At 64.4% G+C, this 12,954-nt stretch carries 13 protein-coding genes; 2 read left to right on the top strand and 11 right to left on the bottom strand.

Features of this window, described 5'->3' with window-relative positions; genetic code table 11:
* Positions 1-18: 18 nt before the first annotated feature.
* Positions 19-1,284, top strand: a complete 1,266-nt coding sequence (locus ACWGS8_RS09550; RefSeq protein WP_454580682.1) for an ABC transporter substrate-binding protein — start codon at positions 19-21, stop codon at positions 1,282-1,284.
* A gap of 52 nt (positions 1,285-1,336) precedes the next feature.
* On the opposite strand, the gene ACWGS8_RS09545 is transcribed toward ACWGS8_RS09550, so the two are convergent.
* The 11 genes from ACWGS8_RS09545 to ACWGS8_RS09495 form a co-directional block, all read right to left on the bottom strand.
* On the bottom strand, positions 1,337-2,224 hold the full coding sequence (locus ACWGS8_RS09545; RefSeq protein WP_454580681.1) for an amidohydrolase family protein: 888 nt from the start codon (positions 2,222-2,224) through the stop codon (positions 1,337-1,339).
* Positions 2,224-3,360, bottom strand: a complete 1,137-nt coding sequence (locus ACWGS8_RS09540) for a vWA domain-containing protein (RefSeq protein WP_454580680.1) — start codon at positions 3,358-3,360, stop codon at positions 2,224-2,226. The genes ACWGS8_RS09545 and ACWGS8_RS09540 overlap by 1 nt, the downstream gene beginning before the upstream one ends.
* A gap of 50 nt (positions 3,361-3,410) precedes the next feature.
* The gene (locus ACWGS8_RS09535; RefSeq protein ID WP_454580679.1) at positions 3,411-4,292 is read right to left on the bottom strand and encodes an AAA family ATPase; all 882 of its coding nucleotides are present in this window, start codon (positions 4,290-4,292) and stop codon (positions 3,411-3,413) included.
* A gap of 1 nt (position 4,293) precedes the next feature.
* Entirely contained in the window at positions 4,294-5,298 is a 1,005-nt protein-coding gene (locus ACWGS8_RS09530) for a xanthine dehydrogenase family protein molybdopterin-binding subunit (protein ID WP_454580678.1), read from the bottom strand.
* Between the two features lies 1 nt (position 5,299).
* Entirely contained in the window at positions 5,300-6,667 is a 1,368-nt protein-coding gene (locus ACWGS8_RS09525) for a xanthine dehydrogenase family protein molybdopterin-binding subunit (protein ID WP_454580677.1), read from the bottom strand.
* Positions 6,668-6,677: 10 nt separating this feature from the next.
* Positions 6,678-7,160 (bottom strand): (2Fe-2S)-binding protein, encoded by a 483-nt coding sequence (locus ACWGS8_RS09520; protein WP_454580676.1) that lies wholly within the window; start codon positions 7,158-7,160, stop codon positions 6,678-6,680.
* Positions 7,161-7,220: 60 nt separating this feature from the next.
* Positions 7,221-8,015, bottom strand: a complete 795-nt coding sequence (locus tag ACWGS8_RS09515) for an FAD binding domain-containing protein (RefSeq protein ID WP_454580675.1) — start codon at positions 8,013-8,015, stop codon at positions 7,221-7,223.
* Between the two features lie 15 nt (positions 8,016-8,030).
* Entirely contained in the window at positions 8,031-8,474 is a 444-nt protein-coding gene (locus ACWGS8_RS09510; RefSeq protein ID WP_454580674.1) for an SRPBCC family protein, read from the bottom strand.
* A 120-nt stretch (positions 8,475-8,594) separates the two neighbouring features.
* Positions 8,595-9,422, bottom strand: coding sequence for a helix-turn-helix domain-containing protein (locus tag ACWGS8_RS09505; RefSeq protein WP_454580673.1), 828 nt, complete (start codon positions 9,420-9,422; stop codon positions 8,595-8,597).
* Positions 9,423-9,629: 207 nt separating this feature from the next.
* Positions 9,630-10,628, bottom strand: a complete 999-nt coding sequence (locus ACWGS8_RS09500; RefSeq protein WP_032930886.1) for an ABC transporter permease — start codon at positions 10,626-10,628, stop codon at positions 9,630-9,632.
* 55 nt (positions 10,629-10,683) lie between these two features.
* A complete protein-coding gene (locus ACWGS8_RS09495) occupies positions 10,684-11,427 on the bottom strand; it encodes an ATP-binding cassette domain-containing protein (protein WP_027051001.1) in 744 nt (247 codons plus the stop codon).
* Positions 11,428-11,879: 452 nt separating this feature from the next.
* On the opposite strand from ACWGS8_RS09495, the gene ACWGS8_RS09490 reads away from it, so the two are divergent.
* A complete protein-coding gene (locus tag ACWGS8_RS09490) occupies positions 11,880-12,869 on the top strand; it encodes a sugar-binding protein (RefSeq protein WP_454580672.1) in 990 nt (329 codons plus the stop codon).
* Positions 12,870-12,954: the final 85 nt, after the last annotated feature.

The following is a 12,954-nucleotide window of genomic DNA, read 5'->3' as shown; positions in this document are numbered from 1 at the left end:
CAACAAGGAGCACGACCAATGAAGCATTTCTCCAGGATTTTTGCCGCGGCGGCGGTGTCGCTGGCGGCGGCCCTTCCGGCCTATGCCGAGACGACGCTGACGGTTCACTACCCGATGCCCGGCTTCTTCAAGAACGTCATGGACACGATCTCGAAGAAGTTCATGGAGGAAAACCCCGACATCAAGATCCAGTTCGCCAGCCCGTCGGCGACCTATGAAGAAGGCATCCAGACCATTCTTCGCCAGGCCGGCACCGACGAGATGCCCGACATCACCTTCATCGGCCTCAACCGCCTGCGCATGCTCAACGAGCGCGACGTCGCCGTCGATCTCGGCCCGCTGGTCAAGAAGGAAGGCAACATGGCGGAGCTCGGCTTCTCCGACACGATCCTGAAGCTGGCGCAGGTCAATGGCAAGCAGGTTGGCCTCGCCTTCGCCACCTCCAATCCGATCATGTATTACAACGCCGACCTGGTGAAGGCGGCCGGCGGTGATCCGGACAGTCCGCCCAAGACCTGGGACGAGGTGATCGCGCTCGGCGGCAAGATCAAGGCGCTCGGCAACGGCGTCGACGGCATCGACTTCCGCTGGCAGGGCGACGACTGGATGTTCTCGGCGCTGCTGTTCGGCGCCGGCGGCAAGATGCTGAACGAGGACGAAAGCAAGGTCGCCTTCAACGGGCCGGAAGGCGAGAAGGCCGTGGAGATCCTGCAGCGGATGGTGAAGGAGGGCGGCATGCCGGTCTTCACCAAGCCGGCGGGCGAACAGGCTTTCGCGGCCGGCAAAGTCGGCTTCGAATTCCAGACTACGGGGGCGCTGGTCAACACGATCAAGAATGTCGGCGACAAGTTCACGCTGCGCACCGCCAAGATTCCGCTGATCGATCCAGTCAACGGCCATCTGCCGACCGGCGGCAACGCCGTGGTCATCCTGACCAAGGATACGGCCAAGCAGGAGGCGGCCTGGAAGTTCGCGAAATTCGCCGCAGGTCCCTACGGCGCCTCCGTCGTCGTGCCCGGCACGGGTTATGTCCCCAACAACGAGCTGGCGGCGAAATCATCAGACTATCTCGGCGATTTCTACAAGAAGAACCCTCTGTTCCAGGCTGGCCTCAGCCAGATGCCGCGGATGATTCCGTGGTATGCCTTCCCGGGCACCAATGGGGTCAAGGTCACGCAGACGATCGTCGACAATCTGTCGCGCATCGTCGACCAGTCGGCCTCGCCCAAGGACGCGCTCAATGACGCGGCCAGCGATGTCGAAGGCATGCTGCCGACGCAGTAAGGGCTTGTTGTGGCTTCTTCCTTCCCCCACAAGGGGGAAGGAAGAAGCTGTGCTACACCGGCCGATACACGCGCTCCGCCGTGTTCCAGAAGATATCGGCCTCTGCGGCCGCGCCGTGCCTCGCCACCGCATCGCGGTGCGCCTTGATCAGCTCGGCATGGCTGGTCCAGAGCTTCTCGATCGGAAAGTTCGAGCCGAACATCAGATGGTCCGCGCCAAGAATATCGATGGCGTTGTCGACGATGTAGCTGATGACAGCCGGGTCGTTGCGGTGCACGAAGGTGCCGAGACCGGACAGCTTGGCATAGAGATTGGGCGCGGCCGATAGCGTGCGCAGGCCAGCCTTCCAGGCCTCGGTGGTTTCCGGCTCGGTGCCGGTCAGCATACCGGCATGGGTGAGGATGAAGTTGGTCTCGGGGTTCTCGCCGACCAGCGTCAGCCCGTCCTTCATCTGGGCGGGGAAGAGCTGAAGGTCGAAGGACAGGCCGTAGTCCTTTAACCTCGCGACATTGGCCCGCACCTTGGGGTCGATGACCTGATCGGCCGAGGCGGCGAAGCGAAAGGCCGGCGTCTCGTGCCAGTGCAATTGCATGCGCACGCCGCGCAGCAAGGGGTACTTCATCAGACGGTCGATCTGGGGCCTGATATCGTCGACGGTCATGTCGGTATAGCCGACGATGGCATGCGGCCAGCCGGTCTCGCCGGCAGTCTCGTGCAGGAAAGCGACCTCCTTCTCGAATTCCTCCTTGGCCCAGTTGGTCTGGACATAGACGGCTTTCTCGACGCCGGCGCCCGCCTGGTCGGCCAAAAATTCCTCGATCGAATAGTCGCGGCGGATCGGCTCGTAGGGGCCGAAGATGCGCGGCACCATCGGCCCGACCAGCCAGGGCTGGTCCTTCTGGCGCCAGATGTGGAAATGCGCGTCGATGGCTTTCTGCATCACGATACCCTTTTCCAGATTGTCGATGCCGCGGGGGCGGGGCAGGCGAGCGACAGGATGAAATCGGTGAGGCTGGTCAGCGACGAGCCGTCGATGAGATCGTCGAGGTCAGGCAGGATGGCGCGCAGCGCTGCCGTGGCCGGGTGGAAGCGCGGGTCGCCGGCCAAAGGCGTGGCCAGCGAGAGCCGGAAGGCGCGGGCGCTCAGCCTTCGTATTGCGATCGCCAGTTCGGCATGGTCGCCGCGCTCCAGCGCGTCGGACAGGATGACCACCGCCGCACCGCGCGCGAAGGACGAAAATCGCGGCACCGAGAGGAAAGCGAGCAGCGTCGGTCCCATGCGGGTACCACCGTCCCAGTCGTCGACCTGGGCCGCCGCACGCGCCAGCGCCTGGTCGCGGTCGCGGATTCGCAGTGCGGTGGTGATGCGGGTCAGCCGCGTGCCGAAAGTGAAGATCTCGGCGCGGTCGGCGCCTTGCACGGCGGCATGCGCCAGCTTGAGATAGTCCGCCGTGTGCAGCTTCATCGAGCCGGAGACGTCGATCAGGAGCAGCAGCTTGCGCGGCACGGTCTGGCGGCGACGCAGCAACGGCGAGGGCACGTCGCCATCGGCACTGACGATTTCCTTGAGCGAGCGGCGCAGGTCGAGCTTGCCGCGTGAAGGGGTGCGCACGGTGCGGAAGGAGCGGCGGGCGGGCAATGCGGTCGAGAGCTTGCGGCGGAAGGCGGCCAGCCTGTCGTCGTCGCGACGGAAGTCGCGTGTGCTCAACTGTTCCAGAGCGGAGGACAGTTCGCCGGCTTCCCGGCTGCGCTCAGCCTCGATCCGTGAGTCGTAGGGGCCGCCATCGTCCTTGATCTGGGTTTCCTCGTCCGCTTCGCCTTCAGCCACGGCTGAAATGTTGCCGTAGAAATGGCTCTGGAAGTGGACCTCGAATTCGTCGCGGCGATCGGGTGGCGGCGCCAGCGTGGCAAGGGCGGCTTCACGGATGTCAGACATTGAGCCTGGGCCGAGCAATGTCACCGCTTGCATGAAACCGGAGATCTGCTCGGGGGCGACGGCGAAGCCGTAGCGGCGCAGCAAGCGGCCGAAGCCGAGGAATGGCGCGGCGGCGGGAGGCAAGCTTTCCCCACGCATCATTCCTTCGCGCCCCCCTCTGTCCCGCCGGCGTTGCGAAATAACCTCCCGCATCATCCCAGCGCCTCCTCGACAATCCGGCCAAGCTCGGGCGCGATATAGGACAGATCCTCCTCATCCTTGATCAGCACGCCGATGGCGCGGCGGAAGGCTTCCGGCCAGGGGCTGCCGCCTTTTTCGAGGATGGTCGCGGCATTGGCCCATTCGACGGCTTCCGCGATGCCGGGGGGTTTGGCCAGCGGGCGGGCGCGGATGGTCTGGACGGCTGATGCCACGGCGCGCGCGGTTGCCTCCGCGACATCGCCGGCGCGCAGCATGATGATGGCGGCCTCGCGCCCGGCGTCGGGATAGCCGATCCAATGGTAGACGCAGCGCCGGCGCAGCGCCTCGGCGAGCTCGCGGGTGCGGTTCGAGGTCAGGATGACGATCGGCTGGGCGGCGGCGCGGATGGTGCCGCGCTCGGGGATGCTGATCTGGAAATCGGAGAGGAATTCCAACAGCAGCGCCTCGAATTCATGGTCGGAGCGGTCGATCTCATCGACCAGCAGCACACGCTGCTCAGGCGCCTTCAGCACCTGCAGCAGCGGGCGGGCGATGAGGAAACGGTCGTCATAGATATCGATCTCATGCTCCCCGGCATGGCGGATGGCGAGCAGCTGGCGCTGGTAGTTCCATTCGTAGAGCGCGTGCGCGGCATCGATGCCCTCATAGCATTGCAGCCGCACGAGCTCGCGGCCGAGCAGCTCGGCGATCGCCTTGGCCGCTTCGGTCTTGCCGACCCCTGGCGCGCCTTCGAGCAACAGCGGTTTGCCCAGGCGTATGGCTAGGAAGATGGCGGTGGCCAGGCTGTCGTCGGCCAGATAGCGCGAATCGGCAAGTTGCTGCGCCACCGCCTCCGGCGAGGTCGCTACAGTCCCGGCGATAACCTCGGACATGTCAGTTCGCCGCTTGCGCCTTGAGCGCGCGCAGGATGCGCTCCGGCGTGATCGGCAGCGTGTCGATGCGCACCCCGACCGCGTCGAAGACGGCATTGGCGACCGCCGGGATTTGCGGGTTGGCGCACATTTCCCCCGGTCCCTTGGCGCCATAGGGGCCATCCGCCGACGGCCGCTCCAGCACGATGATCTCGGTTTGCGCGAGGTCGCCAGGCCCCGGCATCAGATATTGGTTGAAGTCGGTGCCGCCATGGTCGCGGTTGGGATAGTAGGGCTCTGTGGTTTCATAGAGCGCGTGGCTGATGCCCATCCAGGAACCGCCGACCAGCTGCTGCTCGACCATTTTCGGGTTGAGCGCGCGGCCGATCTCGAAAACGTTCTTCACTGTCAGCACGGTAATCTCGCCGGTTTCGTCGTCGACCTCCACTTCGGCCACGGTGCAGGCGTGGGCATAGCAGGTCGACGGCTTCATCGCGCCGGTCTCCATCTCGGGATAGGAGCGCGGGATCAGGAACATTCCGCGTCCCGATATGGACCGGCCGCGCTTGAAATGCGCCGACAGCGCGACATCGAAGATCGAGATCGATTTCTGCGGCGCGCCCTTGACCAGAATGTTGCCCTGGCCGTCGGTCTCGAGGTCGGCGGCGTTGACCTCCAGTTCCTCGGCCGCCACTTCCAGCATCACCTGGCGGGCTTCCCTGGCGGCCTGGATGACGGCGTTGCCGGCGCGGTGCGTGCCGCGCGAGGCGAAGGTGCCCATGCAGTGCGGGCCGGTGTCGGTGTCGGCGGTGTCGACAACGACGCGGTCGGTCGGCACACCAATCGTCTCGGCGCAGATCTGCGCCATGATCTGCTTCATGCCCTGGCCGAGATCGACCGAGGACAGCGTCACCATGAAATTGCCGGTCGGCGTCGAATGCACCAGCGCCTGGGTCGGGTCGCCGCCGAGATTCATGCCGGTGGGGTAGTTGATCGCGGCGACGCCGCGTCCGCGCCGGATCGCCATATCACGTTCCCTTCCTGTAGGAGGACATCGCCATGAATTTTTCCGCCACCGGCCAGTTGGCGGCGCGCGAGGCTTCCTGCATGCACTCAATGAGCGCTGCCCCTTCGGTCGGCTGGCGATGCGCCTTCATGTCGCCGTCGCGATAGGCGTTGATGAAGCGGAATTCGAGCGGGTCCATGCCGATCAGCCGCGCAAGCTTGTCCATCTGCACCTCCAGCGCGAAATCGCCGATGGTGACGCCGAAGCCGCGCATGGCCGAGGACGGCGTGCGGTTGGTGTAGACGCAGTAGGTGTCGATCCAGACATTGGGGATGGTGTAGGGGCCGGGATAGTGCCCGGCGCCCTTCTGCGCCCCATAGGGCGAGTGGCGCGAATAGGCGCCGGCATCGGTATAGCCGGTGACTTTTCGGGCGACGATGCGGCCGTCCTTCATCACGCCGTCCTTGATGACCACCTTTTCGGCGGCGCGAGGCGAGGAGATCTGCATCTCCTCCTCGCGGCTGTAGATAAAACAGACCGGTCGTCCTGTTAACTTGGCGCCGAGAATGGCGATGGGCTCGACGATGACGTCGACCTTGCCGCCAAAACCGCCGCCGACCGTGCCGCCGACGAAATGCAGCTTCGAGCCCGGCATCTGCAGGATGATCGAGGTGTTGTCGAGGGTGAAGAACATCGCCTGCGTGTTGGTGTAGCAGGTGAAGCGGTCATTGCCTTCGGGCACCACCACGCAGCCGGTGGTCTCGGTCGGCGCATGCTCGATCGGCGAGGATTGGTAGCTCTGCTCCAGGATGTGGTCGGCGCCGGCGAAGCCCGCCTCGACATCGCCGAAGCGCACCTTGCGGCACTCGCCGCTATCATAGAGGTAATAGTTCTGGCCGTGATACTCGTTGACCAGCGGCGCTCCGGGTTTCAGCGCCTCTTCCATGTCGAAGACGGCCGGCAGCACTTCGTAGTCGACCTTGACCTTGGCGGCGGCCTCTTGTGCGGCGCGCTCGGTCTCGGCCAGCACCGCCACCACGGCCTCGCCCTTCCAGCGCACCTTGCCGTCGGCCAGCACGGTCTCGTCCTCAGGGCCGATCTGGATCAGGATCAGGATGGTGTAGACATTGTGCGGCACGTCCCTGGCGGTCAGCACCTTGACGACACCCGGATGTTTCTCCGCCTCGGATGTGTCGATCGAGCGGATGCGGGCGTGGTGGTGCGGGCTGCGCACCATTTTCAGGTGCAGCATGCCGGGGAAGCTGCGATCGGCGAAAAAGGCGGTCTTGCCGGTGACGTGGCCGGGTGAATCCGAACGGGGCCGAGGCTGGCCGATTTCGTGCAGATCGTCCCTGCGGACATCGGCAAAGTAGTTCTTGCGCAGTTCCATTTTTGGTCCCTCAGGCCGCGTTCTGCGAATTGGCGCGGGCCGCCGTGAGCACCGCCTGGATGATCGGCTCGTAGCCCGTGCAGCGGCAGATGTTACCCGACAGCGCCTCCACCACATCGTCGCGGCTGGGGTTGGGCGTCTGGTCGAGCAGCACCTTGGCGGCCATGATCATGCCCGGCGTGCAGAAGCCGCATTGCGTGGCGAATGTGTCGAGGAAGGCGCGCTGCAGCGGGTGCAGGACGCCGCCTTCGGCGAGGCCCGATGTGGTGGTGACGGCCGCGCCATTGCAGGTTTCGGCCAACGTCAGGCAGGAGAGCCTGAGTTCTCCGTCGATGATGACCGAACAGGCGCCGCATGTGCCTTGATGGCAGCCGCCTTTCGGCGAAGTATCGCCGATCTTGTCGCGCAGGGCGTTGAGCAGCGTCGTGCCGCTGTCGATGAATTCGGCTTTCTCGGAGCCGTTGAGCGTGAATTGGACCGGGACCTTCGCCATGTTTCCTCCTTGCGCGCCTGCCCGACGGATCGGACAGACGCGCGCCCCCCGACGGTGATTTCAGGTCAGCAGCAGCCGGCCGAGATGGACCGGCAGGACTTCAGCGCGGTACCAGGCGCTGGCGATCGGGTCGGTGATCGGCGCGATGCCCTCGGTGGCGGCGGCCAGCGCTGCAGCGATGCCGTTCTGGTCGAGTTTCTTTCCCTCGAGCGCCTTTTCCGCCGCCTTGGCCCGCACCGGCCGGTCGGCCATGCAGCCAAGCGCGATCCACGCCGAGGACACGGTGCCGTCGGCAGCCTGTTCCAGAACGGCTGCGATGCTCAGCACCGAGACGCCTTTGGGCTTGACCCGCGACACTTTCAGAAACCGGAAGCCGTCGGCCTTTGGCAGTGCGAAACTGACCGACGTGACAATGGAGCGGCTGCCGTCCCGCTTGGCGAGAAAAGTCTCGATCGGCAATTCGCCATCCTCGGTGCCGACCATGGCGTCGAGCGCCAGCAAGGCCACGGCGAAATCGCCATAGGGCGCCGGCGCGAACAGATTGCCGCCAACGGTCGCCATGTTGCGGACCGCCGGACCGCCGACGGCGCGCGCGGCCTTGGCGAGCGCGCTGAGGTCGGGATGGCGGGCGATCGCCGCCAAGGTCACCGAAGCGCCGATGCGGGCCTTGCCGTCGGCGACCGCGATGGCCGATAGGACCGGATCGGTCGACCTGACAAGGCCGGAGACCGAAACATCGCCTTCGTTGGCGGCGCGGACGACCAGCGTGCCGCCGCCGAGATAGCGGCTGCCGGCCGCCTTCAGCGCTGCGTTGGCGTCCTTCACGGTCGGGAAAGTCTGGAGGGCAAGCGCCATGGAACGCTCCTGTTCTCAGTCCTGGCCGGCAAAATGGCTCTTCAGGGCGTTGAAACCGCCCAGGAAGACATTGGCGCCCATGCCGGCGGCGATCTTGTCGGCTTCTTCAGGGGCGGCGTCGAAGCTGGCGGTCCATTCGGCATAGGTGCGGTCGCCATCGGTGACGCGGCGCAATTGCAGCGTCGCCTTGTGGTTGGTCAGCGGCTGCGGCGTCTCCAGGATGGAATAGCTGACGAGGAAGTTCTCATCGGAGAAGTCGAGCAGTTTTTCGCGCAGCCGCGCGCCGGTGATCAGCTCGAAATTGCGCACGCAGCCGATCGTCGAGGCGTCCTTGCCGTCCTCGATATGGCTTTCGACCATGCGCGGATGCCAGCCCGGCAGGCCGTTGAAGTCGCGTATACGCGCCCAGACCTTTTCGACCGGCGCGTCGATGACGCTCGAGATGGTGACTTTGGCCATGGGACGTTCCCTTGCGAATGCGACAGCCGGGCAAGGGTAGGGCTGTGGCCCGAATGACGCTTATCAATGCGTCTTGTGCGCGTATCAAGCAGTCTGAAAATACAGGCCCGGCAGGGCGGCTCAGGCATTCGCCCGCGCCGCCTCGCGGTAAAGCGTCGGCGGCACGCCGACATGGTCGCGGAAGAAGCGCGAGAAATTGCCTTGCGTGGTGAAGCCGAGATTGCAGGCGACCGAGATCAGCGGTTCCTGCGACCACTGCAGCTGCCGCACCGCTTCCTCCATGCGCAGGGTGTTCCAGTAGACATTGGGCGTCAGATTGGTCTGTTCCTTGAACAGGGCGAAGAAATGCGGTCGCGACAGGCCGACGCTGCGCGCCACATCATCGAAGGAAATGCGCTCGCAGACATTGGCCCTCATCAGCTGGATGGCCTTGCGGACGCGGAAATCCTGCATGGTGTTGATACGGGTGCGCGCCTCCTGCGGCGCAGAGGCGTCGGCGGCGTCGAGCACCGAATCGATGAAGCGCTCAATCTCGTAGTTGGCGACGTCGTCGACGCTTTCATTGTCGGTCAGATGATCGAGCAGGCTGGCGGCGGCCTGGTGCAGCCAGGGCTCGAGCGTGATCGCCGCCTGGGCAAAAAGCGGCGCGCAGGAGGGCAGGTCGCGGCGGCGGCGCGCCCAGTCGGGATCGATGTAGAAGGCGAGAAACAGACCGGGCGTCCCGTTCTGCGACAGGACGTGGCTGTGCGGCTGGAAGGAATTGATGCCGGCGGCGGTGCGGGGGCCGAGCCGCACCGTCTCGCGGCCGATGGTCATCTCGCCGGCGGTGCCTTCGAGCCAGATGATGAGATGCGCCTCTACATGGGCATGGGTGACGAAGTCGCTTGCGACATTCAGGACAGAAACATGTCCGAACCGGCCCCAGTAGAGCCTGATCGCTTCCGTCATGGGTGTATCCTCCCGCAGACAACTGGCCTCCCTTCGCCTGCATCGAGGATTGTGCGGCCGGTTTCCGGTTTCCGTCAAGACATCGGCTGTTGGCCGGTACAGATGGCGGGCCGCTTCAGTCGATTTTCAGACTGAGCGATAGGAGGTGAGACGAACAATGCCTGGCACTTTCCTTCTCCCACCAGGGGAGAAGGAAAGGCGCTTGAATCAGTCGCTGCGCCGGAAATTGCGGATGCGGTCGAACAGCACCGCAAGCAGGATGGCGCCGCCGATGAAGGTGCCTTGCCAGAAGGCATTGATGCCGAGCAGGCCAAGGCTGTTGCGGATGACCTCTATGAGGGCCGCGCCGACAATGGCGCCGAAGGCGGTGCCGACGCCGCCGGCCAGGTTGGCGCCGCCGATGACGGTGGCGGCGATCACCTGCAGCTCCATGCCGGTGCCGAGATTGGTGGTGACGGCGCCGAGCCATCCGGTCTGGATGATGCCGGCAATGCCCGCCGACAGTGCCGAAATCATGTAGACGGCGACCTTGATCTGCTTCACCGGGACGCCGGTCAGTGTTGCCGCGTGCTCATTGCCGCCAATGGCGAAGATGTGCCGGCCGAACTTGGTCCAGCGCAGGATGAAGCCGGTGATCAGCGCCAAAAGGATCATGTAGAGCACCGGATTGGCGATGCCGAACACCCAGGCGCCGCCGCCGAGCGCCAGCAGCTTGTCGTGGTCGGGCCCGAACTGGAAGACGACGGTGTTGTTGGAGGCGACCATGGCCAGGCTGCGGGCAATCGACAGCATGCCGAGCGTCACCACGAAAGGTGGAAAGCCGAGATAGGCGGTCAGGATGCCGTTGAAGGCGCCGATGGCGAGCGCGGTGGCGATCGAGGCCAGGATGCCGATTTCGATCGAGTAGCCGGCATGCATGGTGACGGCCAGCACCATCGACGACAGGCACAGCACCGAGCCGACCGACAGGTCGATGCCGCCGGTGATGATGACGAAGGTCATGCCGAGCGCGACGATGGCGACAAAGGTGATGTTGCGGGTGATGTTGTAGAGATTCTTCGACGTTGCGAAGGCGTCGGTGGCGAACGACAGGAAAATGCAAGCAAGGATGACGGCGATCACCACCCAGAAGGTCTGGGTGGAGAACAGCCGCGAGAAGAAACTGTGCTGCTTCTGTGCGATCGTCTGGTCAAGGGTGACTGCCATTATCGACCTTTCCTGCCGGCTGCGAAACGCGCCAGCCTGGTGAAATTAGCCGCGCTTACGAAACCTGCTCGATGGCGCCGGTGATGAGCCCGGTGACTTCCTCGGGCGAACTCGATGCGATTGTCTTGTCGGCGACCTTGCGTCCGCGCCGCATGACGATGACGCGGTCGGCGACGTCGAACACGTCGGGCATGCGGTGGCTGATCAGCACCACCGCGATGCCCTGGTCGCGCAGATGGCGGATCAGGTTGAGCACTTCGGCGACCTGCCTGACCGAGATCGCCGCGGTCGGTTCGTCCATCAGCACGATCTTGGCCTGCGACAGCATGGTGCGGGCGATCGCCACCGCCTGGCGCTGGCCGCCCGACATCTGCTTGACGAGATCGCGCGGGCGGGTCTCTGACTTCAGCTCGGCGAAGAGTTGGCCGGCGCGCTTGTACATGGCGGCATAGTCGAGGATGCGGAACGGGCCGACGCCGCGCCGCAACTCGCGGCCGAGATAGACATTGGCTGCGGCCGTCAGATTGTTGCAGAGCGCAAGATCCTGGTGGACAATCTCGATGCCGTGCTGGCGGGCTTCCGCCGGCTTGTTCAGGATCAATTCCTTGCCGTCCATGCGCATGGTGCCATGGCTCGCGTGGAAATTGCCGGCGATCATCTTGACCAGCGTCGACTTGCCCGCGCCATTGTCGCCCATCAGGCCGACGACCTGGCCGGGTTCGATCGACAGCGACACGTCGTTGACCGCCTGGATGGCGCCGAAATGCTTCGAGATATTGGTGAGTTCGAGAACCGCCACCAGCCTATAGCCTCCCAATGCCTTGCTGCCAGCCTGTTCCAGGTCGCAGCGTTTACATCGTGCTCCCCATTCCTCCCGGAAGCAACGTTGACCGGCATTTACCCGAATGCCCGAGCAGGCGTCAATTGTCGGATCGACAAGAAACAGGTATTTGTCAGACGAATAGTGACCGGTGGTTCCGAAAAATCCGTTTTGTAGGACAAATAGCAATTGACGTTGGCGCCGCGCCGTTATTAGTTGATGGTCGGAGAAAGATTTCCGGTCCCAGGCCATTGTCGCGGCGGGATCGGTGGGAGGTTATCGGCCGTTCCGGCGCGTTGCCGGTCCGGTCGCATCTGAAAATGCTTATCGGCCTTGCCTGGCGGCACGAGGGGTTGGCTCTGCCGTCTCGCATCGAGGCTGGTTTGTGTGGCGGACACGCCGTGTCCGTTTGTTTCAAAGGGAGGACTGAAATGAGGAAAACAGTATTGCTCGCCGCCGTCGCCGCCGTGGCGCTGGGCGCCGGGCCGGCTTTGGCCAAGAAGCAGCTCGTCATCGTGGTGAAGGGTCTCGACAATCCGTTCTTCGAAGCCATCCACCAGGGCTGCGAGAAATGGAACAAGGAGAATGCCAGCTCGGAATATGAATGCTTCTACACCGGTCCGGCGTCGACTTCCGACGAAGCCGGCGAGGCGCAGATCGTCCAGGATATGCTGAGCAAGCCCGACACGGTGGCGATGGCGATTTCGCCGTCCAACGCACCGCTGATCGCGCAGACGATCAAGACCGCCAATCCGTCGATCCCGATCATGACCGTCGACGCCGACCTTGCCAAGGCGGACGCCGCGCTGCGCAAGACCTATCTCGGCACCGACAACTACCTGATGGGCAAGAAGATCGGCGAGTACATCAAGAAGGCCAAGCCGAAGGGCGGCACGATCTGCACGATCGAAGGCAATCCTGCGGCCGACAACATCCTGCGCCGCGCGCAAGGCTTGCGCGACGCTCTGACGGGCAAGGAAGGCCTCGCGACACTTGCCGGTGAAGGCGGGTGGACCGAAGTCGCCGGCTGCCCGGTGTTCACCAATGACGACGGCGCCAAGGGCGTTCAGGCGATGACCGACATTCTCGCCGCCAACCCCAAGCTCGACGCCTTCGGCATTATGGGCGGCTGGCCGCTGTTCGGCGCGCCGCAGCCTTATCGCGACCTGGTCGGACCGCTGAAGGACCGGCTGGCCAAGAACGACTTCGTCATCGGCGCCGCCGACACGATCGGCGACGAGGTGGCGATCGCCAAGGATGGCCTGGTCACCGCGCTGGTTGGCCAGCGGCCCTTTGAAATGGGCTACAAGGCGCCGTCGGTGATGATCGACCTGATCACGGGCAAGAAGGTCGACGATCCGGTCTTCACCGGCCTCGACGAGTGCACCAAGGATACGGTCGACACCTGCATCCAGAAATAGGTCTTTCGATCCGGGGCGCCCGTCTGACGGGCGCCCCGTCAATTCCCGAGCGAGACGCCATGGCAAGGGGCAACAGGCTCCGGCC

The organism is Mesorhizobium sp. 43Arga, from assembly GCF_053714255.1.
Note: the sequence above shows the minus strand (reverse complement) of the source record. Positions and strands in the feature narration are given on the sequence as shown.

Coding starts and splice junctions, on each gene's coding strand:
- ACWGS8_RS09545 (WP_454580681.1), bottom strand. CDS start 2,224: ATGCAGAAAGCCATCGACGCGCATTTCCACATCTGGCGCCAGAAGGAC.
- ACWGS8_RS09530 (WP_454580678.1), bottom strand. CDS start 5,298: ATGGCGATCCGGCGCGGACGCGGCGTCGCCGCGATCAACTACCCCACC.
- ACWGS8_RS09490 (WP_454580672.1), top strand. CDS start 11,880: ATGAGGAAAACAGTATTGCTCGCCGCCGTCGCCGCCGTGGCGCTGGGC.
- ACWGS8_RS09520 (WP_454580676.1), bottom strand. CDS start 7,160: ATGGCGAAGGTCCCGGTCCAATTCACGCTCAACGGCTCCGAGAAAGCC.
- ACWGS8_RS09525 (WP_454580677.1), bottom strand. CDS start 6,667: ATGGAACTGCGCAAGAACTACTTTGCCGATGTCCGCAGGGACGATCTG.
- ACWGS8_RS09535 (WP_454580679.1), bottom strand. CDS start 4,292: ATGTCCGAGGTTATCGCCGGGACTGTAGCGACCTCGCCGGAGGCGGTG.
- ACWGS8_RS09500 (WP_032930886.1), bottom strand. CDS start 10,628: ATGGCAGTCACCCTTGACCAGACGATCGCACAGAAGCAGCACAGTTTC.
- ACWGS8_RS09515 (WP_454580675.1), bottom strand. CDS start 8,015: ATGGCGCTTGCCCTCCAGACTTTCCCGACCGTGAAGGACGCCAACGCA.
- ACWGS8_RS09540 (WP_454580680.1), bottom strand. CDS start 3,360: ATGATGCGTGGGGAAAGCTTGCCTCCCGCCGCCGCGCCATTCCTCGGC.
- ACWGS8_RS09550 (WP_454580682.1), top strand. CDS start 19: ATGAAGCATTTCTCCAGGATTTTTGCCGCGGCGGCGGTGTCGCTGGCG.
- ACWGS8_RS09505 (WP_454580673.1), bottom strand. CDS start 9,422: ATGACGGAAGCGATCAGGCTCTACTGGGGCCGGTTCGGACATGTTTCT.
- ACWGS8_RS09510 (WP_454580674.1), bottom strand. CDS start 8,474: ATGGCCAAAGTCACCATCTCGAGCGTCATCGACGCGCCGGTCGAAAAG.